A 21,961-nucleotide genomic window follows, 5' to 3' on the forward strand; every position below is an offset into this window, starting at 1 on the left:
CATGCGCCGGACGAACCTGGTGGCCGCCGCCTGCGTGCTGGTCCTCGCGACCGGCTGCGGTGCCGCCGACATGACCAAGCAGGCCTCGCCCTTCGCCAACGCGCAGGGGTCGAGGACCGTGACCCTGTCCGTGCAGTCGTGGGTCGGCGCGCAGTCCAACGTCGCCGTCGCCCAGTACCTCCTCGAACACAAACTGGGCTACCGCGTCGACACCGTGCAGGTGGACGAGGTACCGGCCTGGGACGCGCTCAGCCAGGGCCGCGTCGACGCGATCCTGGAGGACTGGGGCCACCCGGACCAGGAGAAGCGGTACGTGCGGGACAAGAAGACCATCGACGGTGGCGGCGACCTCGGAGTCACCGGGCACATCGGGTGGTTCGTGCCGACCTACCTGGTCAAGCAGCACCCCGACATCACCGACTGGAGGAACCTCGACAAGTACGCCTCCCTGTTCCGCACCGCGGAGAGCGGCGGCAAGGGACAGCTCCTGGACGGCTCACCGTCGTACGTCACCAACGACAAGGCGCTGGTGAAGAACCTGAAGCTGGACTACCAGGTGGTGTTCGCCGGTTCCGAGGCCGCCCAGATCACCCAGATCAAGCAGTTCGCCAAGGAGAAGAAGCCCTTCCTGACCTACTGGTACTCACCCCAGTGGCTGTTCCGGAAGGTGCCGATGACCGAGGTGAAGCTGCCGGCGTACCGGGAGGGTTGCGACGCCGACGCGGCCAAGGTGGCCTGCGCCTACCCGCACACCCCGTTGCGGAAGTACCTCAACGCGGACTTCGCGGGGAGCGGGGGCGAGGCGGCGGCGTTCCTCAAGAAGTTCAAGTGGAGCACCGAGGACCAGAACGAGGTCTCGCTGCTGATCGCCGACCAGAAGCTGAGCCCGCAGGACGCCGCCCGCAAGTGGGTGGACGAGCACCCCTCGGTGTGGAGGAAGTGGCTGCCCGAGCGGTCGTAGTCAACTCGTTCGAGGTGTCACACGTCCCGCTGAAATGCGGGCGACACAGCGGCCGTCGCTCGCGCACGGCCGTGACTTGATCAAGCTGGTGTCTTCTGTGAAGGAGACGCCATCGTGCGAATTTCTGACATTCAGCGCTGCGAGGTCCGGCCCGGACGGCTTGTCGAGTGGACGTTCAGCCCGGCGACCGTGGCGGCCGCGGCAGCGCTGCCGCCGGATCCGCGGCCGCCGGCGTACATCCAGGAGTCGCACATCAGAACGGCGCGGGCGGTGCGCGAGGACGGGCTGTTCGTGCCGACCTGGCTCGGCACGGCGTTCGACCTGCCGGGCCGGGCCGACCTCGACGCGCTGGAAGAGGCGCTGCGCGGCTGGACGTTGCGTCACGAGACGCTGCGCAGCGGCTTCCGGTGGGTCGGCGAGGACATGCGCCGGTTCACGCTCGACGCGGACGACGTGACGCTGCAGCGCGAGGTGGTCGGCGACTTCGCCGACGCGGAGGTGCTGACCCGGTACCTCCAGGACCGGTTCGACGTCGCGGCGGACGCGCTCGGCTGGCCGAACATCATCTACACGGCGGTCGTCCGTGACGACTCCACCAGCGTGTACATGGCTTTCGACCACACCAACGTCGACGCCTACTCCCTCCAGCTCACCCCGAACGAGATCCACGGGCTGTACACGGCGAGCACCGGAGGGCGGTCCGTCACCGGTACGCCGGTGGGCAGTTACGTCGACTTCTGCCGGCACGAGCGGGCCAACGCGGACGGGATCGACGACACCCACGCGATCGTCGGGCGCTGGCGGGAGTTCATCGCCCGGTGCGACGGGAGGCTTCCGCAGTTCCCCGTCGACCTCGGGCTGCGGCCGGGCGGCACGCTGCCCACCCAGAAGCTGATGTGCGAGCCGCTCGTCGACGCGGACGCGGCCGCCGCGTTCGAGGCGTACTGCCGGCCCTACGGCGGCAGCCTGGTGGGCATCCTGGCCGCGACCAGCCTGATCGTCCACGAGCTCGGCGGACAGCCGGTCTACCGTACGGTCGTGCCGTTCCACACCCGGCTGAAGTCCGAGTGGTCGGACTCCGTCGGCTGGTACGTCGGCGGCGCCCCCATCGAGGTGCCGGCGGCACGGGACTTCGACGAGGCGCTCGCCCTGGTCCGCGCCGAGCTGCGGGCCAACCGGTCGCTGGCGCGCATTCCGCTCGCCCGCGTACTGCGGCTGCTCGGCTCGGACTTCCGGCCGACCTCGCCCGACCTGTACTCGATCGTCTCGTACACGGACGCCCGCCTCACCCCGGGTGCGGCCGACTGGACCGAGCAGAAGACGTACGGACTGATCCGGGTGTCGTACGGCGACCAGGTGTGTGCCTGGGTCAGCCGGCTCCACGAGGGGCTGTGGTTCGCCTGCCGTCACCCCGACACCGAGATCGCCCACAAGAACGTGCGGCGGTATGCCGAGGGATTGCGGGACGTGATTTCCTCCGTGCCGGCCGGCGACCTCGTGTCAACTTCCCTTTGATACGACCGTATTGGTATCGGCGGCGGAATAAGGGGAACGAAAAGTCACGTGCGGCTACTGCTAGTGTTTGCGCGGTCACGCTAGGCAATCCCTCTCGATGTACCGGAAAAGAAATCGAGGTTTTCATGCGCAAGCTTCAGAAGGTCGTGCTCGCGGCGGTGGCGGCGGCCGGCGGCCTGTCTGCCGTCGGCGCCGGAACCGCCGTCGCCGACAGCTCGGGCAACGGGCTGCAGGTGGCCGACCTCTACCGCCCGTACCAGGAGTGCAGCCCGCAGACGGTCGCCGAGAACGACATCCCGATCGGCGTGCTCGGTCTCGCGGGCACCACGGACACCACCTGCGGTCAGTACAACAACGCCTTCACCGGCTGAGCTCGGCATGGTGAACAGGAAGCAGATCACGGCTCTTTCGCTGCTGGTCGGTGGGCTCGTCGCGACCGGTGCCGGCGTCACCCAGGCGTACGCCGCGGCCGGCCCGGGGGACTGCACCCGTGACCTCCTGGGCAACCTCTCGTGCACCCAGCGCTTCAAGGGTGAGGTCCCCGAGGGTGAACTCCCGCCCCACCAGGACACTTGCCAGCCGGTGCAGCCCCTGACCGTCCCCGCGGTCCTCGGCAACGGGAGGGCGCGGCTCGGGCCCGAGGTGACCTGCTCCCCCACCACGTGGGGGTCGACCGGGACCCGTGAGGACCGGCATGCCGGGCACTGGCGGACGAGCGTGCCGGGCGAGGGCGACGCGACATGAGTGTGTAGATCCTGAATCACTACAGAATGTGTGTATATGCTCACGTTGTGTAGTCGAGCCGGGCGCTCCGCCCGGATGAGAAAGGGTCATATCATGCGTAAGTTCCAGCGTGCCGCGGTCGTAGCGGCGGCGGTTGCCGGTCTGTCCTTCGTCGGCGCCGGGGCCAGCTTCGCCGCCGGCGGCGAGGACGCGGGCCAGGGCGTCACCGCCGTGGCCAACTCGTCGGCCAACGCCGTTGCCGTCGGCAGTGGTTACTACGGCCCCCAGGCGCAGCCGCAGGGTCAGCCCGAGGGCCAGCCCGAGGAGCAGAAGGCCGGCCCCGAGGGTCCCGAGGGCCCCGAGCAGGGTTACGGCGAGCAGCAGGGCGGCGAGGGCGAGTAACACGACGTACCGCGGCACATCGCACCAACTCCGGGGAATGTTCGGCGATTTGCCGAGCGGGACCCCGTGGCGACGGCAGCCCGGACGCACTGCTCCCTCGGGGCATGCGTCCGGGCTGCCGTCGCCCTGTTGTATCCGACCTTCCAAGGCCCGGGCGCCCGCCGGCAACGGCACGCGACCGGGCCTCTTTCGCAAAGGAATGCGGCACATGTCGACTCGGCAGAGGATCGCCACCGTCACGGGGCTCGTCGGGAGCCTCGCGGCCATCTGCGTGGGCGCCGGACACGCCTACGCGGACGGACACTCGGGCGACTGCAAGACCAGCGCGCAGGGTGACACCGTCTGCGTGCGCAGGAGCGAGGTGCACAAGGACAAGGACGGCACGCACATCATCAGGCAGACGCAGGACTGCACGACGGTCGACCGGCCGAGCGTGGTGGATCCGCAGGACGGCCTGCTGGGCAGCGGATCCACCAAGGCCGGTCCGCAGGTGGACTGTTCCAACAGGGCGGAGCTGCCCAAGGGCTTCAAGAAGCCGCACATCGAGTTCTGAGCACCGCCCGGGCTCGCCACGCAAAGATCCCGGTGCCCCGGCCGTTGCCGGGACACCGGGATCTTTCCGTGGTGCCTACCTGCCGAAGCTGTTGCTGCAGCCCATCTCCGAACCGAGGTGGCTCTGCTGGGCGCCGGCGCTGCCCTCGCCGTTCAGCAGGTTGCCGCCCAGGCCGTTGATCAGGCCGACCTCGCCGAGGATGTCCAGGTTCAGGTCGTGCGACCTGCAGGTGCTGCTCTGCCGGATGTCGAAGCTGTCGCCCCCCTTGCCCCCGCCCTGGTGGGCCTGGGCGGTGCCGGCGCCGAGGAGCCCGAGGCTCCCGAACGCGGCGAGGAGGACGACGGCCGTACGTACCTTGTGCATTTCATCTCCGCTGATGTGGGGGTGGAGGCGATTCACGAGGAATCGGCTTCCTTGAACAGAAGGTTGATACGAATTAAGCGAGATGATCCGGCGGCGCGCCGAACTCGCGTGGATTTCGTCACCTTGGAGTTCCGGCGGCACATGCAAATGGCCCCGGCGCCAGGCGGGAAGCCCGGCGCCGGGACCATTGGCCGATCGGCGTCTGCGCGTCGATCGGGTTTATCAGAAGGCGCTGTTGTTGCAGCCCATGGTGGAGCCGATGTCGGTGGCCTGGGCACCGGGGTTGCCCTCGCCGTTCAGCGCGTTGCCCAGAAGGCCGTTGAGCAGGCCGACCTCGCCGAGGACGTCCAGGTTCAGGTCGTGCGACTTGCAGTTGGAGCTCTGGGTGATGTTGAACTTGTCGCCGTGCTCGCCGCCCCTGCCGCCGTCACCGGCGTGGGCCGTGCCGCCGACGAGTCCGATGCTGCCGATTGCGGCGACCAGGACGGCAACGTTGCGAAGCTTACGCATGTCATCTCCGGGGAGTGAGTGGGTGCGATCTGCGGGAGATCGACTTGTTACAGTTACGGGAGATTAGTAGGAAATACGCCAAAGCTCGCGGCGACGCGCCGATTTCGTGATCTCCAGGCGAAAGCACCCGAAAGCCGTATCGCGTCGACGCGGCTCCGGCGGGCGTCATTTCCGGTAATTCCCCGTCGTGCAACCGTGTTTGGCGGTCAGCCCTGGTGCAGCGCGTTGGCGAGCGAGTTCGCCTGGCTGTTGGCCTGCGAGCAGTCGACGCCGCGGGTCTGGGAGGCGGCGAGCAGCGCGACCGGGACGTTCGCGTCGAGGAGCGTCTGCGGGCTGCACTCCTGGGACGGACGGAACATGTTGGTCTGGCTCACCGGGGCACCCTGGCCCTGTGCCTGCTGCGGGGCCGGCGACGAAAGCTGCGGGTTGATCTGGGGGTTGAACTGCGGGTTGATCTGCGGAGCGACCTCGGTGCCGCGCTGCGGGGCCGCCTGCTGCGGGGCCGGTGAGCCGTAGGACTGCGCGGTCGCCTGGGCGTGGGAGGCCGCGGCGGCCTGGGCGTCGGGCTGTGAAACCGGCGGCGGCACAGCCCCGTTGTAGGCGGCGGGGGTGACGGCGGAGCTTGGGCCGGCGCCGACGGCGGTGAGACCTCCGGCTGCTGCGACGACGAGCGCGACCTTACGAAGCTTGCGCATGGAATTCTCGGCCCTTCAATTGACCTGTGCACGGAATCTGATGAAAAGCTGATGAGTCAGCGCAGTTGTCGCTGTTGCTGCCGTCCTGAGCGGCCGCGGTGAACCATCGCTCTTGCCCCGTGGGGAACGAGGGGTGCGCGGACCCAGAAACGGTCGCCGGTTCGGGGTCACCCGTTTGCCGCACCCCGTGCGTCCGGTGAACTCCGGTTCGCGGGGCGGCAAATGGGTGACGGGCTTTTGAATGCCGTGACCACGGCGGGGCGACGGTCGTTCCGACGAGGAGAGGGCAGCGACCGTGGACCTGACGAAGGTGAGGCAATCGCTGTCGGCTCCGAATGCGAAGTCCACGTGCTTATCGGAATTACTGCTGCCTGCGGTGCGGTATGAGTATCACACCGATGGCACGTGTGACCGCGCTGAATGCAATGGACTTCCCTATTCAGGTATCGAAGGGCCGAGAGTTTCATGCGCAAGCTTCACAAGGCCGCGCTCTTTGTAGTGGCGGCCAGCGGTCTGTCCGCGCTCGGCGGCGGCGTCAGTCATGCCGCTCCCATCGGACAAGGCAGTCCCGCCCCGGCGCCGGCTCCCGAACAGTTCGCTCCCCAGGCGGCCCCGGCTCCCGCTCCCCAGCCGGTCCAGCAGGTCGCGCCCGCGCCCGCGCCACCGCAGACCGGGTACGCCGCCAGCTCGGCCTCCTCGCAGGGAGTCGCGCAGGCCGCGACCACGCCGTACCCGCAGCAGGCCGCCCCGCAGTACCCGCAACAGGCCCCGCCCGCCTACCAGCAGCCCGCGCCGCAGTACCAGCAGCAGCCCGCGCCGCAGTACCAGCAGCAGGCCGCGCCCGCGCAGCCCGCCCAGGTGGTGCCGCAGGTCATGCCTCAGGTCATGCCGCAGGTCGCCCCGCAGGTGGCCGTGCCCCAGACCTTCGCCGAGCAGGCCCCGGCGATCGTCGCCCCGCAGGTGAACCCCCAGATCAACCCGCAGGTGAACCCGCTCCTGAACCCGCAGCTCGGGTCGCCGGGTGTGCCGCAGCTCTCCCCGGTCGGCCTCGGACAGGTCGCGGCGCCTCCGGTCGGCCAGTTGGGGCTTCCCCGACTCGGCTGACGGTGGCGCCCGCGCGCGTCCGCCCGTCGGCACCTCCCGCACGACCTCCCGCGGATTCCCCGCGGACTCCCCGCTCGTATCGACCATTTGGAGAACCCATGCGCACCTTCCACAAGGCCGTCCTCGTGGGCGCCATGCTCGGCAGCGTCGGCACCCTCGGCGCCGGTGTCGCCTCCGCGCACGACGACCTGGGCCGCGACATCGACGTCACCCAGGCCACCGAGTGCCGTTCGCACGACATGAACATCGAGGTGCTCGGCAGTGTCGGCGCGCTCACCGGACTGGCCGGCAACCTCCTGAACGGCGAGGGCAACCCGGGTGCGCAGCAGAGCCACCTCGGTTCGGACATGGGCTGCAACAACCAGGCCCTCTGACCCGTCCGCGGCAGCTCGCCCGGCTCGTGCCGCCGCGGGCCGACGCGCGGCAGGCGCCGGCCGGACCACCGTGACACGCCTCGTCCCGTCAACGGCCAGGCGGGCCCGCACGTCCAGTCCGGCACGCCCGTATCTCCCCGATACGGGTCGCAGAAGTCACCAGTTACATCGTTTTGCTTGGTTTTCGCCGATCGCGGGTGAGTGCCCGCGACGTGTCTGGAAGGGCAGGGACCCATGAAACGGGTTACCCGAAACAGTGTGATCGCCTTCGCCGTCGCGTCTGGTGCGATGGCGGTCGCGGGGCCCGCGTGGGCCGACTCCGCGGCGGACGGTTCCGCGGCCGGCTCTCCGGGGGTGCTGTCCGGCAACGACATCCAGTTGCCGGTGCACATCCCGGTGAACGTGTGCGGGAACACCGTCGACGTGGTGGGGCTGCTCAACCCCGCGATGGGCAATCGCTGCGCCAACGAGGGTGGCAAGTCCGGGGGCGAGAAGGGCGGGGCCAGTGCCACCGGCACCGCCCACGACTCGCCGGGTGTGCTCTCCGGCAACACCATCCAGCTTCCGGTCGACGTGCCCGTCAACGTCGTCGGCAACAGCGTGAACGCGGTGGGCATCGGCAACCCCGTCTTCGGCAACGAAGGCGTCAACCACCCCGACGAGCCCGCCCCGTCCACGCCCCCCGTCCGCCACCAGCCGGCCCCGCCGGTGAAGGCGCACCCGGAGCCGAAGCCGCCCGCCACCGTCGTCCGGCACCGGACGGCCCCCGAGCTGGCGCACACCGGAGCCGGCAACCCCTGGGCGCCGGCGGCCGCGAGCCTGGCGTCGCTGACCGCGGGTGTGCTGCTCTACCGGCGATTCCGTCCGGGGGCGGTCAGCCACATGCGGTGACACCGGCCGCCCGTCCGACGGTGCCCGGCGGCGATCTCCCGGACCGCCGCCGCGCCCCGCGCTCGGGTTCACGGACCGGGCCGTGGCCGCACGGGGCCGGCCGGCCCGGAGCGCGTCATTCGGCCGCGGTGGACACCTCGGCGACCTCGGCCTCCCAGCGCAGCAGGTCGCCCGGCTGGCACTCCAGCACCTCGCAGAGTGCGGCGAGGGTGGCGAACCGCACCGCCTTGGCGCGGCCGTTCTTGAGCACCGCCAGGTTGGCGGGGGTGATCCCGACCCGGTCCGCGAGCTCGCCCACGGACATCTTCCGCCTGGCCAGCATCACGTCGATGTCGACGGTGATCGGCATCAGATCACCTCGTCCAGCTCGGCCCGCATCTCCGTGGCCTCGACGTCGCGCGCGACCGCCTGGGCGAGCAGCATCCGCAGTACGAGCACGATGAGGGCGACCCCGAGGATGGCCAGGCCGATGCCGGCCATGATGACGCTGACCCCCGGGTCGTCCCGCTGGCCCGGCGCGTTGACGGCGGTGACCGTGAACCACAGCAGGGCGATCGCCACGATCGCGCCGATCACCGCGTCCACGTACCGGAAGGCGGCGTGCGAGAACACGGTTCCGCGCCGCACCATCGTCACCAGACGCCACACGCAGACCAGGGCCACCTGGGCGGACACCATGCCCAGGATCGTGATCACCCGGAACGCGGTCAGCGGCAGCGACCCGTCCTCCGGGTCGTTCCCGGAGACCAGCGTCCACACCATTCCGGCCTGGACGAACACGGTGCCGGTGAGCACCACCGCGAGCACGGCGCGCAACGCCCGCACTGTCAGTTTCCCCACAACCCATCCTCCCATCGAGTTACGATGGGAATCTATCGAATTTCGATAGGTGGGGCAATGGGTGGGTGGGCAAGAGTGGGTGAGGCAGGAGCGGGTGAGGGAAGAGCGGGAGCCGCGGGAGAGCAGGGGCGAGAGCCGGAGGGCCGCAGGAACGAGCGCAGGGGGCCAGGGAGTCAGTCCGCCTCGCCCCGTTCCGGCGCCTCCCCGAAGCGGGCCAGTGCCAGCGCCCCCGCCACGGCCACGGTGAAGCCGAGCACCCCGAGCCAGGCGAGCCCCTCGCGGGTGCGGTCCCCGAGCCACACCACGCCGATCGCCGCCGGACCGATCGTCTCGCCGATCACCATCCCCGCCGTCGCCGTGGTCACCGAACCGCGCTGCAGCGCCGAGGTCAGCAGCAGGAAGGCGCCGCCGCCGCCCACCAGCAGCGCGTAGGTCGCAGGGTCGGTGAGCAGACCGGCCGGCCGCAGGGTGTCGACGAGCCGCACCGACACCTCCACCACCCCGAACCCGAACCCCGCCCCGAGGCCCAGCAGCAGTGCCCGCCCGCGCCCCGACAGCCGCCCGCCGACGAGCCCGAGCAGCAGCACCCCCACCGCGGTCGCCAGCATCGCGTACTTCAGCGCGCCCGACCCGGCCCGGTCGCCCTCCGGCCCCGACGCGAGCCCGAGCATCGCCAGGCCCGCGCACACGACCCCCACCGCGCCCCACTCCAGCCCGCTCAGCCGTACCCGCAGCAGCCGGGCCGCGACCACCGCGGTCACGGCGAGACTGGAGGCCAGCGCCGCGCTCACCGCGTAGATGGGGAGCGCGCGCAGCGCCAGGATCTGGAAGACGAACCCGAGGCCGTCCAGCCCCAGCCCGGCGACGTAGCGCCACTGCCGGACGGCCCGCAACAGCAGTGCGGCCTCCCCGCCGGCACCGTCACCGGCCGCCCGCGCGGCCATCGCCTGCAGAACCGTCGCCGTACCGAAGCAGAGCGCCGCGGCGAGCGCGCACATCATTCCAAAGAGCACAGCAGGGACTGTAGGTGAACGGGCTGGCCCCCGGGCCGCCCCGGGCCCGCGCTGCGCGGGCGGGCGCCTGCCGGGGACCGGGGGCCGGCGCCTAAGCTGTCGCCGGACAACCGGGCCGGCGATCACGCGACCGTCAGCAGCCCGCCGCACACCACACGGGGGAACGAGAACATGGCCGACACGCGCCGCAGACTCCGCTCGGGCACGGTGATCCTCGGCGGCATGGGCCTGTTGGCCGCCGCCCTCACCGCCTGCTCCTCCGACCCCGACAAGCGCTGCGTGGACCGCGACAGCTACACCGCGGCCAAGGGCTACCGGGTCGTCCCCGACAAGGACTGCGGCTCCACCAAGGCCGCGGTCGACGGCGCCTACTACTACGGCGGCAAGAAGAAGAGCGGGTGGGTCAGCGGCGGCTCGTTCACCGCGCCGCGCAAGGGCTCGGGCGGCTCCTACGGCGGCGGCCACAGCGTCCGCCGCGGCGGCTTCGGGCACGGCGGCGGCCACGGCAGCTCCGGCGGCTGACCGCCCGATGGAGCGCCGTACCGTCGAACCCCGCCCCGGCTGGCAGCGGACCGTCGAGGGGCAGGGGCTGATCTACCCCCTCACCCGGCATCCCGACGGCGTCCTGCGTCCGTACTGGGACGAGAGCGCCTACTACGTCTTCACGCTGGAGGAGGTGGAGGCGCTGGAGGCGGTGGTCGAGGAGCTGCACGCCATGTGTCTGGCGGCGGCCGGGCACATCGTCGCGCAGGATCGTTTCGCCGACCTGGGTATCACCGACCCGCGCATTCGCTCGGCCGTCACCGAGTCCTGGCAGCGCCGCGCCGAACTCCCCAGCCTCTACGGCCGCTTCGACCTCCGCCACGACGGCACCGGTCCGGCGAAGCTCCTCGAGTACAACGCCGACACCCCCACCTCCCTGGTGGAGGCGGCCTCGGCCCAGTGGTTCTGGATGGAGGACCGCTTCCCGGGCGCCGACCAGTGGAACAGCCTCCACGACCGCCTCGTGGACGCCTGGCGGCGCCAGGCCCACCTGCTCCCGTCCGGCGTTCCCCTCCACTTCGCCCACTCCGCCGCCGACGAACTCGGCGAGGACCTGATGACGGTCGCCTACCTGAAGGAGACCGCCGAGCAGGCGGGCCTGGACACCGAGTGGATCTCCATGGAGGAGATCGGCTGGGACACCCTCTCCGGCCGCTTCGTGGACGACCGGCTCCGCTTCATCCGCGGCTGCTTCAAGCTCTACCCCTGGGAGTGGCTCACGACCGACGCCTTCGCGGACCACGTCCTGGACACCCTGGACAACGGCGGCGGCACCGGCTCCACGATGTGGGTGGAACCGGCCTGGAAGATGCTCCTGAGCAACAAGGCCCTGCTGGCGATCCTCTGGGAGCTGTACCCGGGGCACCCGAACCTGCTGCCGGCCTACCTGGACGGCCCGCGGGAACTGGCGGCCTCGGGCGGCTACGTCAGCAAACCGCTGCTGGGCCGGGAGGGCGCCGGCGTGGTGGTGCACGGGCCCGGTCGGCCACCGGTCGTACGCGAGGAGGCGTGCTGCTACCAGCGGTTGGCGCCCCTGCCGGCGTTCGACGGCAACCATGTGGTGCTGGGCGCCTGGGTGGTGGGGGAGGAGGCGGCGGGCCTCGGGATCAGGGAGTCGACGGGCCTGGTGACGGACGACTACGCCCGCTTCCTGCCCCATGTGATCCTGCCGGCCTAGCCTCCGGCCGACCGTTCGCGCCGACGCGCGGAGGCGGCCCGGCGCGCCTGGCGGCCCGGTGGCGCGGTGCCCTTCCGGTCCGCCCCGCACCCTGACCGACTGGTGGACGTCGCGGCCCTGGGGAGGGTCCGCCGGGTAGTGTGACCAGCGGGCCGTGACTGGCGCGCAGGGATGGGACCGACCATCGGGGAGCGGCCCGCGTCATGACCGAGTGCCGTGCGCCTGGGCCGAACCGTGAACGCCGAACGCCATGTCCGGAGGTCCCGAATGTCCGAGCCCCGCTCCACCGAGTCCCTCTCCGTCGAGTCCACCGCCTACCGCGCGGCCCTCGACGTGATCCGCGCGGTCGAACCGCGCGTCGCGGACGCCATCGGTCAGGAGGTCCACGACCAGCGCGAGATGCTGAAACTGATCGCCTCCGAGAACTACGCCTCGCCCGCGACCCTGCTCGCGATGGGCAACTGGTTCAGCGACAAGTACGCCGAGGGCACCGTCGGCCGCCGCTTCTACGCCGGGTGCCGCAACGTCGACACCGTCGAGGCGCTCGCCGCCGAACACGCCCGTGAACTGTTCGGCGCCCGCCACGCCTACGTCCAGCCGCACTCCGGCATCGACGCCAACCTGGTCGCCTTCTGGGCCGTCCTCGCCGACCGCGTCGAGGTGCCCTTCCTGGCGAGGACCGGCGCCCGCCAGATCAACGACCTGACCGAGGCCGACTGGGCCGAGCTGCGGCAGGCCTTCGGCAACCAGCGGATGCTCGGCATGTCCCTGGACGCCGGCGGCCACCTCACCCACGGGTTCCGCCCGAACATCTCCGGCAAGATGTTCGACCAGCGCTCCTACGGCACCGACCCGGCCACCGGCCTGATCGACTACGAGGCGCTGCGCGCCCAGGCCCGTGACTTCAAGCCGCTGATCCTGGTGGCCGGCTACTCCGCCTACCCCCGGCTGGTGAACTTCCGGATCATGCGGGAGATCGCCGACGAGGTCGGCGCGACCCTGATGGTCGACATGGCGCACTTCGCGGGCCTGGTCGCCGGCAAGGTGCTCACCGGTGACTTCGACCCGGTCCCGCACGCCCAGATCGTCACCACGACCACCCACAAGTCGCTGCGCGGCCCGCGCGGCGGCATGGTCCTGTGCGACGACTCCCTCAAGGACCAGGTCGACCGCGGCTGCCCGATGGTCCTCGGCGGCCCGCTCCCGCACGTCATGGCGGCCAAGGCCGTCGCCCTGGCCGAGGCCCGGCAGCCCGCCTTCCAGGACTACGCGCGGCGGATCGTCGACAACTCGCGCGCGCTCGCCGAGGGCCTGACCCGGCGGGGCGCCACGCTGGTGACCGGCGGCACGGACAACCACCTCAACCTGATCGACGTCGAGACGTCGTACGGCCTCACCGGCCGCCAGGCCGAGACGGCCCTGCTCGACTCCGGCATCGTCACCAACCGCAACGCCATCCCGGCCGACCCGAACGGCGCCTGGTACACCTCCGGCATCCGCATCGGCACCCCGGCGCTCACCACCCGGGGCCTGGGCACGGCCGAGATGGACGAGGTCGCGGGCCTGATCGACCGCGTGCTGACCGCAGCCGAGCCGGGCACGACGAAGTCCGGCGCCCCGTCGAAGGCCTCCCACGTCCTGGACGAGAAGGTCTCGACGGAGATCGCCCAGCGCGCGGCCGACCTGGTGGCGGGCTTCCCGCTGTACCCGGAGATCGACCTGGGCTGATCGACGCCGGTCAGGGGCAGCGCCCCCGAAGGGCGCGGGGAACCGCGCGACAGGCCCCCACCGGGCCCGCAGCCCCCCGCGCCCCGAAACCACCTCTCACCGCCGGGCCGATCCCGCCCTCACCCTCTGAGAGAATGGTGAACATGGCCTCTGACCGACCCCGCGTGCTCTCCGGCATCCAGCCCACCGCCGGCTCGTTCCACCTGGGCAACTACCTCGGCGCCGTCCGCCAGTGGGTGGCCCTCCAGGAGTCCCACGACGCCTTCTACATGGTCGTCGACCTGCACGCGATCACGATCCCGCAGGACCCGGCCGACCTGCGGGCCAACACCCGGCTCGCCGCGGCCCAGCTGCTCGCGGCCGGCCTGGACCCGGACCGCTGCACCCTCTTCGTGCAGAGCCACGTCCCCGAGCACGCCCAGCTCGCCTGGATCATGAACTGCCTCACCGGCTTCGGCGAGGCCAGCCGGATGACCCAGTTCAAGGACAAGGCGGCCAGGCAGGGTGCCGACCGCGCCAGCGTCGGGCTGTTCACGTACCCGATCCTCCAGGTCGCCGACATCCTGCTCTACCAGGCCAACGAGGTGCCGGTCGGCGAGGACCAGCGCCAGCACGTCGAGCTCACCCGCGACCTCGCCGAGCGCTTCAACGGCCGCTTCGGCGAGACCTTCACGATCCCGAAGCCGTACATCCTCAAGGAGACGGCGAAGATCTACGACCTCCAGGACCCGGCGATCAAGATGAGCAAGTCGGCGTCCACGCCGAAGGGTCTCATCAACCTCCTGGACGAGCCGAAGGCGACGGCGAAGAAGGTCAAGAGCGCGGTCACCGACACGGACACCGTGATCCGCTACGACGCCGAGAACAAGCCGGGCGTCTCCAACCTGCTCACCATCTACTCCACCCTCACCGGCAGGACGGTCGCCGAACTGGAGCGGGAGTACGAGGGCAAGATGTACGGCGCGCTCAAGACGGACCTCGCCGACGTCATGGTCGACTTCGTGACCCCGTTCCGGGAGCGCACCCAGCAGTACCTGGACGACGCGGAGACCCTCGACTCGATCCTCGCCAAGGGCGCGGAGAAGGCCCGTGCCGTCGCCGCGGAGACCCTGGCCCAGGCCTACGACAAGGTGGGCTTCCTGCCCGCCAAGCACTGAGCGGAACGCCTCCGAGGCGTCGAGGGCGCCGACCGCACCGCGCGGGGTGTCCGGGGGGCGCTCGGAGCGCGCCGGGGAGCGCACGGGAGCGCTGCACATCACTTCGGCCACGGCTGCCCGGAAGGGGGTCGTGGCCGTACAGTCGATAGCGGACGGCCTCGTACGAACCCGACACGTGTCCGACCATCACAACCGACAGGAGATGACGTGGGGACCGTAACGATCGGCGTGTCGATCGCGGTCCCGGAGCCTCACGGCAGCCTGCTCCAGGAGCGGCGCGCGGGCTTCGGCGACGCCGCGGCACACGGCATCCCCACGCACGTCACGCTGCTGCCGCCCACGGAGATCGCCGCCGGGTCGCTGGCCGCCGTCGAGGCCCACCTCGGCGAGGTCGCCGCGGCGGGCCGGCCCTTCCCGATGCGGCTGAGCGGTACGGGCACCTTCCGGCCCCTCTCACCGGTGGTGTACGTCAGGGTGGTCCAGGGGGCGGACGACTGCGCCTGGCTCCAGCAGCGGGTCCGGGACGCGTCCGGTCCGCTCGACCGCGAGCTGCAGTTCCCCTACCACCCCCATGTGACCGTCGCGCACGGCATCGACGAGGCCGCGATGGACCGGGCGTTCGCCGAGCTCGCCGGGTACGAGGCCGCGTGGCCGTGCACCGGCTTCGCCCTGTACGAGCAGGGGCCGGACGGGGTGTGGCGCAAGCTCCGCGAGTACCCCTTCGGAGGGGCGGTCGTGCCGCCCCAGGCCGGACACGCGGAGCGGGGCACCATCGCCAGCCGGTAGCCGGTAGCCGGTAGCCGGTAGCCGGTAGCCGGTAGACCGCCGGCGCGGCGGGTTCAGACCGGCAGCCGCCGGAACACCGACCGCGGCGCGTGCCGCAGCGCGGACATCACCACCCGCAGGGCCCCCGGCACCCACACCACCTCCGAGCGCCTGCGCAGCCCCGTCTCGATCGCCGTCGCCACCGCCTCGGGGGTGGTGGCCAGGGGCGCCTCCGCGAGTCCCGCCGTCATCCTCGACCGCACGAACCCGGGCCGTACGACCATCACGTGCACGCCCGTCCCGTGCAGTGCGTCGCCCAGGCCCTGGGTGAAGGCGTCCAGGCCCGCCTTGCTGGAGCCGTAGATGAAGTTGGAGCGCCTGGCGCGCTCCCCGGCGACCGAGGACAGGACCACGAGGGATCCGTGTCCCTGTGCCTGCAGGGCCCCCGCGCAGACCAGGCCGGCCGAGACGGCGCCCGTGTAGTTGGTCTGCGCCACCCGCACGGCCTGCACCGGCTCCCGCTCGTCGGTCGCCTGGTCGCCGAGGACGCCGAAGGCGAGCAGCACCATGTCGACGTCGCCCTCGGCGAAGACCTTGCCGAGGGCGGCCTCGTGGGACTCGGGGTCGAGCGCGTCGAAGGCGACGGTCCGGACGTCGGCGCCCAGCGTGCGCAGGTGTCCGGCGGCGCGGTCGAGGGCGGGGGAGGGGCGGCCGGCCAGCCAGACGGTGCGGGTGCGGCGGGCGATCAGCCGGCGCGCGGTGGCCAGCGCGATCTCGGACGTACCGCCGAGCACGAGCAGGGACTGGGGCGCTCCGAAGGCGTCCTTCATGACAGCGATCAGCTCCTAGAGGCCGAGACGGCGGGACAGGTCGGAGACGAACACCCCGTGCGGGTCCAACTCCGCGCGCAGCGCACGGAAGTCGGCGAGCCGGGGATACATGGCGGCGAGCAGGTCGGGGCGCAGCCGGGCGTCCTTGGCGAGGTAGACGCGGCCTCCGGCGGCCGCGACCTCCTCGTCCAACTCGTCGAGGAACAGGCCCAGTCCCGGCAGGCCGGCCGGGATGTCGAGCGCGAGGGTCCAGCCGGGCACGGGGAAGGAGAGCCAGCCGGGGTCGGCGTCGCCGAAGCGCTTGAGGACGGCCAGGAAGGACGGGCAGCGGCGTTCGGAGATACGGTCCACGATCCGGCGCAGGGCCTCCTCGCGGCCGTATCCGACGACGAACTGGTACTGCACGAAGCCGCCGCGGCCGTAGACGCGGTTCCAGTGCGGGACGCCGTCCAGGGGGTGGAAGAAGGCGGCGATGCGCTGGAGTTGGCCGGTTCGCGCGCGTGGCGCCTTGCGGTACCAGAGTTCGTTGAAGAGACCGACGCTGGTGCGGCCCAGCAGACCCTCCGGGACGAACGCGGGGGCGGCCGGAAGCTGGCGGGGACGGAAGGCGAGTGGTGCACGCCCGGCGCGTGTGTCCTCGTCGAGCGCCTCCCGGGGCGCGTGGTCGCCCCGGGTGAGTACCGCGCGCCCGGTCGCCGCCCCGCGCGCCAGCAGGTCGATCCAGGCGACCGAGTAGCGGTAGCGGTGGTCCGAGGTGGTCAGGCGGTGCATCAGGTCGTCGAGGTCGGTGGCGCGTTCGGTGTCGACCGTCATGTACGACGTCTCGACGGGGAGGAGGCGGACGGTCGCCGTGAGGATCACTCCGGTCAGACCCATGCCGCCGGCCGTCGCGTCGAACAGCGGGGTGCCGCGGCTCACCGTGCGGACCTGGCCGTCCGCGGTGAGGAGTTCGAAGGACAGCACGTGACGGGAGAACGATCCCGAGACATGGTGGTTCTTGCCGTGGATGTCGGCGCCGATCGCGCCGCCCACCGTCACCTGGCGGGTCCCCGGGGTCACCGGGACGTACCAGCCGAGCGGCAGCAGCACCTCGGTCAGGCGGTGCAGGGAGACCCCCGCGTCGCACAGGAGGGTGCCGCCGTCGGCGTCGATGGCGTGGATGCGGTCGAGGGCCGTCATGTCGAGCACGGCGCCGCCGGCGTTCTGCGCCGCGTCCCCGTACGCGCGCCCGAGGCCCCGCGCGATGCCGCCGCGTGCGCCGCAGTTCCGGATCGCGTTCGCCGCCTCCTGGTACGTCCGGGGACGGATCAGACGGGCGACGGTGGGGGCGGTTCGGCCCCAGCCGGTGACGGGGACGGCGGTTCCGGGGGGTGCGGACTCGGCGGGATCTGCGGACCCTCCAGGCTTTCCAGGCATGACGACGACCGTATCGCTGCCGTATGGGTGTTAAGCGCGCTATGAGGGAATGGTTACGGAATATCACCTGACTCCCCGAAACGGGTGATTATCGGAATGTCGCTCAATACGGTCGTAGCTTTTACGGGGTCAGGGTGAACAGTGAGTCCAATGGACGACATGGACCACCGGATCCTCTCCGCACTGCACGCCTGCGGTGCCGATCCACGCGTCGAGTCGACCGCGCGTGGTCTCTCCCTCGCCGGTGAGCACGGCGCGCTCTGGCTCGCGGCGGGCCTCGCCGGGGCCGCGGTGGACGGTGCGCGCCGCGACGCCTGGTTGCGCGGCACGGCCCTGGTCGCGAGCGCGCATCTCGGCAGCATGGGTATCAAACGGCTCGTGCGCCGTGCGCGCCCCGCACATGTCCGGCCCCGGGTGCGCACCGCGGGACGGCACTCCTTCCCCAGCTCGCACGCCACCTCCGCGGTGGCCGCCGCCGTCGCCTTCGGAGCGCTCGGCGTACCCGCCCTCGCGCCCCTGGCGGCCGCCATGTGCCTGTCCCGGCTCGTCGTCGGTGTGCACTACCCGTCGGACGTCGCCGCGGGCGCGGCCCTCGGGGCGCTCACGGCGCGGGCCGGGGCGCGCTGGATGCGCGGGGGTGTACCGGGTGCAGTGCACGCGGGGAGGCGGGCATGACCGAGACCGCGCACGCCGCCACCGAAGTGACCGGCGAGGTGACCGCGGGCGCCGTCGAGGCGGCCGCCGAGGGCACCGCTGAAACGAATCTGCACGAACAGCGCGGTCACCCCGCCCGGCCGCCGGAGCACGCGGACGGACCGGCACGCGCGCGCGTCACACCCGGGGGTCTGCTCAAGGGCCTGCTGAAGACCACCCGCCCCAAGCAGTGGGTCAAGAACACCCTCGTCGTCGCCGCCCCGGCCGCCGCCGGCCGGCTCTTCTCCGCGCACGCGCTCCTGACCCTCACCCTCACCTTCGTCCTCTTCACGGCCTGCGCCGCCGCCGTCTACCTGATCAACGACGCCCGGGACGCGGACGCCGACCGCGCCCACCCCACCAAGTGCCGCCGCCCGGTCGCCGCGGGCCTGGTCCCGGTCCCCGTCGCCTACACGGCGGGCGGCGTCCTGGCCGTCCTGGGACCGCTGCTCGCGGCCCGGCTCACCCCGCCGCTCGTCCCGGCCCTGCTGATCGCCTACCTGGGCATGCAACTGGCGTACTGCGTCGCCCTCAAGCACGTCCTGGTCGTCGACCTCGTCGTCGTCACCACCGGCTTCCTGATGCGGGCGGTGATCGGCGGGGTCGCGCTCGGCATCCCGCTGTCCCGCTGGTTCCTCATCACCACCGGCTTCGGCGCGCTGTTCATGGTGTCGGCCAAGCGCTACTCCGAGGCCGTGCAGCTCGGCGGCAAGGCGGGCGCCACGCGCGCGCTGCTCACCGAGTACACCACCGGCTACCTCCGCTTCGTCTGGCAGCTCGCCGCCGGGGTCGCCGTCCTCGCCTACTGTCTGTGGGCCCTGGAGGGCCGTCACGGGGCCGTCGCCGGCCTGCTGCCGTGGCGTCAGCTGTCCATGGTCGCCTTCATCCTGGCGATCCTGCGCTACGCCGTCTTCGCCGACCGCGGCACCGCCGGGGAACCCGAGGACGTCGTCCTGCGCGACCGCGCCCTCGCCCTGATCGGCCTGGCCTGGCTCGCGATGTACGCACTCGCGGTGGCCCACTGGTGAGCGCGCACCCCGCCCGCCCGCACCCCGCCCGCCCGCACCCCGCCCGCGCCAGTCCCACGCCCCCGCGCGAGCTGCTCGCCTTCGCGGTCGTCGGCCTGTTCGCCTACACCGCCGACCTCACCCTCTTCAGCTGGCTGCGCGGCCCGGCCGCCCTCGACCCGCTCACCGCCAAGGCGCTCTCCTTCGTGGCCGGCTGCACGGTCGCCTACCTCGGCAACGCCCGCGGCACCTATCGGGGCGCGCGGACGTCGGGGACGCGCGCGTACGCCGTCTTCGTCGCCGTCAACCTCGCCGGCGCCCTGGTCCAACTGCTCTGCCTCGCCGTCAGCCACTACGGGCTCGGTCTCACCTCCCAGCGCGCCGACACCGTCTCCGGCGCTGTCGTCGGGATGGCGCTCGCCACGGTTCTGCGTTTCTGGGGTACCCGTACATTGGTGTTCCGCGCGGAGGGCAGAGTCGGATCATGGACTGGCTGAGGAGACTTCCCGTAGTCGGGCCGCTCGTCGGGTGGCTGACACAGACGCACGCGTGGCGGTCGTACGAGCGGCTCGACCGGGTCAAGTGGGCCCGGCTGGCCGCCGCCATGACCTTCATCAGCTTCGTCTCGCTGTTCCCGCTGCTGACCGTGGCCGCCGCGATCGCCGCCGCCACCCTGAGCGACTCGCGGCAGCACAGCATCGAGGGCAAGATCGCCGACCAGTTCCCCGGCATCTCCGACCAGCTGGACATCAACTCGCTCGTGCAGAACGCCGGCACGGTCGGTCTGATCGCCGGTGCCCTGCTGCTGTTCACCGGCATCGGCTGGGTCGGCCAGATGCGGGACTGCCTGCGCACGGTGTGGGAGCTGCCCGACAAGGACCAGAACCCGATCGTCGCCAAGGGCAAGGACGCCGGCATCCTGATCGGCCTCGGCGGCGCCCTGCTGGTCACCCTCGCCGTGTCCACGGTCGCCTCGGCGGCCGTCGGCTGGACGGCCGGACAGCTCGGCATCGACCAGCACAGCTGGGGCAGCCTGCTGCTGCGGGTCATCGCGTTCGTCGTCGCGGTGGTCGCCGACTTCCTGGTGCTGCTCTACGTCCTCACCCTGCTGCCCGGGGTGGAACCGCCGCGCCGCCGCCTGCTGGTCGCGGCACTGATCGGCGCGGTCGGCTTCGAACTCCTCAAGCTGCTGCTCAGCGGCTACATCCAGGGCGTCGCGACGAAGAGCATGTACGGCGCGTTCGGCGTGCCGGTCGCGCTGCTGCTGTGGATCAACTTCACCTCGAAACTGGTCCTGTTCTGCGCCGCCTGGACGGCGACCGAGAGCGGCGCGGAGGTCACGGACGAGTCCGCCGGCGCACCAGATCCGGCAGCGGCCAACGGCGGTTGACCAGGAACGCCGCGCCCACGAGCAGCACCAGCGCGCCGCCCGTGATCCCCAGCGCGACCCCGACGCCGCCGGAGCCGTCGGCCGAGGCGGCGGCCACCGGCTTCGACCCCGAGTCCTTCCCCGAACCCTTCCCGGAACCGGACCCGGACGCGGAGGGCGAGGCGCCCGACCCCGGCGGGGTGCTGGAGTCCACCGCTCCCTTCGGCGGGACCAGCTCGCCCACCGGGGTCACCTTGCCGGCCGCCTGGAAGCCCCAGTCGAACAGCTGGGCGGTCTCCTTGTAGACCTCGTTGTGGTCCTTCTTCTCCGGGTTCATGACGGTGACCAGCAGCACCCTGCCGCCGCGCTCCGCGACCCCGGTGAAGGTGGCGCCCGCGTTGGTGGTGTTGCCGTTCTTCACCCCGGCGATGCCCTGGTAGACGGGCACGTCGGTGTCACCGCTCAGCAGCCGGTTGGTGTTCTGGATCTCGAAGGACTCCCGCACCGACTTGCCCTTGGCGTTCTTCGACGTCTCGCCCGGGAACGCGGCCCGCACGGTGGAGCAGTACTCCCGGAAGTCCTTCTTCTGCAGTCCGGAACGGGCGAAGAGCGACAGGTCGTACGCCGAGGAGACCTGGCCGGCCGCGTCGTACCCGTCCGGGCTCACCACGTGCGTGTCCAGGGCCTGGAGGTCGTCGGCGTGGGACTGCATGTCCTTGACGGTCTGCTCGACACCGCCGTTCATCGCGGCCAGCACGTGCACGGCGTCGTTGCCGGAGCGCAGGAAGACACCGAGCCAGAGGTCGTGGACCGTGTAGGTCTGGCCCTCCTTTATCCCCACCAGGCTGGATCCGGCGCCCATGCCCGCGAGGTCGGCCGGCACCACCTTGTGCGGGGTCGACTTCGGGAACCGCGGCAGCACGGTGTCCGCGAAGAGCATCTTCAGGGTGCTCGCCGGGGGCAGCCGCCAGTGCGCGTTGTGCGCGGCCAGCACCTCGCCGGACTCGGCGTCGGAGACGATCCAGGAACGGGCCGTGATGTCCTTCGGCAGCACCGGGGCGCCGGCGGCCGGGTCGACCTGGGTGCCGGGCTGACCCAGCCGGGTGCCGCCGACCGACGACATGCGCGCCGGGGGCGTGGCCGACGGACTGGTCGAGGGCGTGGGCGCGGCGAGCGCGGCCGGCGCGGTGAGCGACAGGGACAGCAGGGCGGCGGACGCGACCAGCAGGGACCGGCCGGCGGGGGACATCGGTGCGGACACGGACGAGAACGTACCCGGCGCGGAGGGCGACGTCCCGCCACCGGCCCCACCCCGGACACGGGACCGGACAG

The 21,961-nt window shown here is 71.5% G+C and carries 27 protein-coding genes and 1 riboswitch; of the genes, 18 read left to right on the plus strand and 9 right to left on the minus strand.

What is annotated here, in order from left to right:
- Position 1: 1 nt before the first annotated feature.
- The 6 genes from ACFY3I_RS28620 to ACFY3I_RS28645 all read left to right on the plus strand — a co-directional run bounded on the left by ACFY3I_RS28620 (position 2) and on the right by ACFY3I_RS28645 (position 4,154).
- Positions 2–961 carry an ABC transporter substrate-binding protein gene (locus tag ACFY3I_RS28620; protein WP_390863784.1) on the plus strand — a complete coding sequence of 320 codons (960 nt, stop codon included), beginning with the start codon at positions 2–4 and terminating at the stop codon, positions 959–961.
- Positions 962–1,075: 114 nt separating this feature from the next.
- Positions 1,076–2,476 carry a condensation domain-containing protein gene (locus ACFY3I_RS28625; protein ID WP_390863786.1) on the plus strand — a complete coding sequence of 467 codons (1,401 nt, stop codon included), beginning with the start codon at positions 1,076–1,078 and terminating at the stop codon, positions 2,474–2,476.
- A 125-nt stretch (positions 2,477–2,601) separates the two neighbouring features.
- Positions 2,602–2,847 (plus strand): hypothetical protein, encoded by a 246-nt coding sequence (locus tag ACFY3I_RS28630; RefSeq protein ID WP_365283944.1) that lies wholly within the window; start codon positions 2,602–2,604, stop codon positions 2,845–2,847.
- Positions 2,848–2,854: 7 nt separating this feature from the next.
- On the plus strand, positions 2,855–3,220 hold the full coding sequence (locus ACFY3I_RS28635; protein WP_390863787.1) for a hypothetical protein: 366 nt from the start codon (positions 2,855–2,857) through the stop codon (positions 3,218–3,220).
- Positions 3,221–3,313: 93 nt separating this feature from the next.
- Entirely contained in the window at positions 3,314–3,601 is a 288-nt protein-coding gene (locus ACFY3I_RS28640; protein ID WP_365283949.1) for a hypothetical protein, read from the plus strand.
- A gap of 208 nt (positions 3,602–3,809) precedes the next feature.
- The gene (locus ACFY3I_RS28645; protein WP_390863789.1) at positions 3,810–4,154 is read left to right on the plus strand and encodes a hypothetical protein; all 345 of its coding nucleotides are present in this window, start codon (positions 3,810–3,812) and stop codon (positions 4,152–4,154) included.
- Positions 4,155–4,229: 75 nt separating this feature from the next.
- On the opposite strand, the gene ACFY3I_RS28650 is transcribed toward ACFY3I_RS28645, so the two are convergent.
- From ACFY3I_RS28650 to ACFY3I_RS28660, 3 genes are all read right to left on the minus strand, one after another.
- A complete protein-coding gene (locus ACFY3I_RS28650; protein WP_365283953.1) occupies positions 4,230–4,517 on the minus strand; it encodes a hypothetical protein in 288 nt (95 codons plus the stop codon).
- 222 nt (positions 4,518–4,739) lie between these two features.
- Entirely contained in the window at positions 4,740–5,027 is a 288-nt protein-coding gene (locus tag ACFY3I_RS28655; RefSeq protein ID WP_365283955.1) for a hypothetical protein, read from the minus strand.
- Positions 5,028–5,233: 206 nt separating this feature from the next.
- A complete protein-coding gene (locus ACFY3I_RS28660; RefSeq protein ID WP_365283956.1) occupies positions 5,234–5,722 on the minus strand; it encodes a hypothetical protein in 489 nt (162 codons plus the stop codon).
- A 465-nt stretch (positions 5,723–6,187) separates the two neighbouring features.
- On the opposite strand from ACFY3I_RS28660, the gene ACFY3I_RS28665 reads away from it, so the two are divergent.
- The 3 genes from ACFY3I_RS28665 to ACFY3I_RS28675 all read left to right on the plus strand — a co-directional run bounded on the left by ACFY3I_RS28665 (position 6,188) and on the right by ACFY3I_RS28675 (position 8,091).
- Positions 6,188–6,826, plus strand: coding sequence for a hypothetical protein (locus tag ACFY3I_RS28665; protein ID WP_390863792.1), 639 nt, complete (start codon positions 6,188–6,190; stop codon positions 6,824–6,826).
- 98 nt (positions 6,827–6,924) lie between these two features.
- Entirely contained in the window at positions 6,925–7,200 is a 276-nt protein-coding gene (locus ACFY3I_RS28670) for a hypothetical protein (RefSeq protein WP_365283960.1), read from the plus strand.
- 258 nt (positions 7,201–7,458) lie between these two features.
- Entirely contained in the window at positions 7,459–8,091 is a 633-nt protein-coding gene (locus ACFY3I_RS28675; RefSeq protein WP_390863794.1) for a chaplin family protein, read from the plus strand.
- 115 nt (positions 8,092–8,206) lie between these two features.
- Here ACFY3I_RS28675 and ACFY3I_RS28680 read toward each other — a convergent pair whose 3' ends face one another.
- The 3 genes from ACFY3I_RS28680 to ACFY3I_RS28690 all read right to left on the minus strand — a co-directional run bounded on the left by ACFY3I_RS28680 (position 8,207) and on the right by ACFY3I_RS28690 (position 9,932).
- Positions 8,207–8,440 (minus strand): helix-turn-helix transcriptional regulator, encoded by a 234-nt coding sequence (locus ACFY3I_RS28680; protein WP_365283964.1) that lies wholly within the window; start codon positions 8,438–8,440, stop codon positions 8,207–8,209.
- Positions 8,440–8,931 (minus strand): DUF2975 domain-containing protein, encoded by a 492-nt coding sequence (locus ACFY3I_RS28685; RefSeq protein ID WP_390863796.1) that lies wholly within the window; start codon positions 8,929–8,931, stop codon positions 8,440–8,442. The genes ACFY3I_RS28680 and ACFY3I_RS28685 overlap by 1 nt, the downstream gene beginning before the upstream one ends.
- A gap of 173 nt (positions 8,932–9,104) precedes the next feature.
- Positions 9,105–9,932, minus strand: coding sequence for a DMT family transporter (locus tag ACFY3I_RS28690; RefSeq protein ID WP_365284308.1), 828 nt, complete (start codon positions 9,930–9,932; stop codon positions 9,105–9,107).
- A 183-nt stretch (positions 9,933–10,115) separates the two neighbouring features.
- Here ACFY3I_RS28690 and ACFY3I_RS28695 point away from each other — a divergent pair, with 183 nt between their 5' ends.
- From ACFY3I_RS28695 to ACFY3I_RS28715, 5 genes are all read left to right on the plus strand, one after another.
- A complete protein-coding gene (locus ACFY3I_RS28695; protein ID WP_390863798.1) occupies positions 10,116–10,466 on the plus strand; it encodes a hypothetical protein in 351 nt (116 codons plus the stop codon).
- Between the two features lie 7 nt (positions 10,467–10,473).
- Positions 10,474–11,664, plus strand: a complete 1,191-nt coding sequence (locus ACFY3I_RS28700; protein WP_390863799.1) for a glutathionylspermidine synthase family protein — start codon at positions 10,474–10,476, stop codon at positions 11,662–11,664.
- A 144-nt stretch (positions 11,665–11,808) separates the two neighbouring features.
- Positions 11,809–11,899, plus strand: a riboswitch (ZMP/ZTP riboswitch).
- 32 nt (positions 11,900–11,931) lie between these two features.
- Positions 11,932–13,392, plus strand: coding sequence for a glycine hydroxymethyltransferase (locus ACFY3I_RS28705; RefSeq protein ID WP_390863801.1), 1,461 nt, complete (start codon positions 11,932–11,934; stop codon positions 13,390–13,392).
- Between the two features lie 143 nt (positions 13,393–13,535).
- Entirely contained in the window at positions 13,536–14,549 is a 1,014-nt protein-coding gene (gene trpS / locus ACFY3I_RS28710; protein ID WP_365283974.1) for a tryptophan--tRNA ligase, read from the plus strand.
- Between the two features lie 207 nt (positions 14,550–14,756).
- Complete coding sequence (locus tag ACFY3I_RS28715) at positions 14,757–15,335, plus strand: 2'-5' RNA ligase family protein (RefSeq protein WP_365283976.1); 579 nt, start codon at positions 14,757–14,759, stop codon at positions 15,333–15,335.
- Positions 15,336–15,388: 53 nt separating this feature from the next.
- Here the strand turns inward: ACFY3I_RS28715 and ACFY3I_RS28720 are convergent, their stop codons facing one another.
- Both ACFY3I_RS28720 and ACFY3I_RS28725 read right to left on the minus strand, forming a co-directional pair.
- Positions 15,389–16,144 (minus strand): decaprenylphospho-beta-D-erythro-pentofuranosid-2-ulose 2-reductase, encoded by a 756-nt coding sequence (locus ACFY3I_RS28720; RefSeq protein WP_365283978.1) that lies wholly within the window; start codon positions 16,142–16,144, stop codon positions 15,389–15,391.
- 15 nt (positions 16,145–16,159) lie between these two features.
- On the minus strand, positions 16,160–17,560 hold the full coding sequence (locus ACFY3I_RS28725) for an FAD-binding protein (protein WP_390863803.1): 1,401 nt from the start codon (positions 17,558–17,560) through the stop codon (positions 16,160–16,162).
- A gap of 150 nt (positions 17,561–17,710) precedes the next feature.
- Between ACFY3I_RS28725 and ACFY3I_RS28730 the strand changes: the two genes are divergently transcribed.
- From ACFY3I_RS28730 to ACFY3I_RS28745, 4 genes are all read left to right on the plus strand, one after another.
- A complete protein-coding gene (locus ACFY3I_RS28730; protein WP_390863805.1) occupies positions 17,711–18,235 on the plus strand; it encodes a phosphatase PAP2 family protein in 525 nt (174 codons plus the stop codon).
- Positions 18,232–19,281 (plus strand): decaprenyl-phosphate phosphoribosyltransferase, encoded by a 1,050-nt coding sequence (locus tag ACFY3I_RS28735; RefSeq protein WP_390863806.1) that lies wholly within the window; start codon positions 18,232–18,234, stop codon positions 19,279–19,281. The genes ACFY3I_RS28730 and ACFY3I_RS28735 overlap by 4 nt, the downstream gene beginning before the upstream one ends.
- Positions 19,282–19,352: 71 nt before the next feature.
- Positions 19,353–19,757 carry a GtrA family protein gene (locus tag ACFY3I_RS28740; RefSeq protein ID WP_390863850.1) on the plus strand — a complete coding sequence of 135 codons (405 nt, stop codon included), beginning with the start codon at positions 19,353–19,355 and terminating at the stop codon, positions 19,755–19,757.
- The gene (locus ACFY3I_RS28745; protein ID WP_390863808.1) at positions 19,745–20,650 is read left to right on the plus strand and encodes a YihY/virulence factor BrkB family protein; all 906 of its coding nucleotides are present in this window, start codon (positions 19,745–19,747) and stop codon (positions 20,648–20,650) included. Before ACFY3I_RS28740 ends, ACFY3I_RS28745 begins: the two co-directional genes overlap by 13 nt.
- Here ACFY3I_RS28745 and ACFY3I_RS28750 read toward each other — a convergent pair.
- Positions 20,598–21,878 (minus strand): D-alanyl-D-alanine carboxypeptidase family protein, encoded by a 1,281-nt coding sequence (locus ACFY3I_RS28750; protein ID WP_390863853.1) that lies wholly within the window; start codon positions 21,876–21,878, stop codon positions 20,598–20,600. The genes ACFY3I_RS28745 and ACFY3I_RS28750 overlap by 53 nt on opposite strands.
- Positions 21,879–21,961 lie beyond the last annotated feature (83 nt).

The sequence above is a fragment of the Streptomyces sp. NPDC001068 genome (genome assembly GCF_042897315.1).
In the GTDB taxonomy this organism is placed as follows: Bacteria; Actinomycetota; Actinomycetes; order Streptomycetales; family Streptomycetaceae; genus Streptomyces.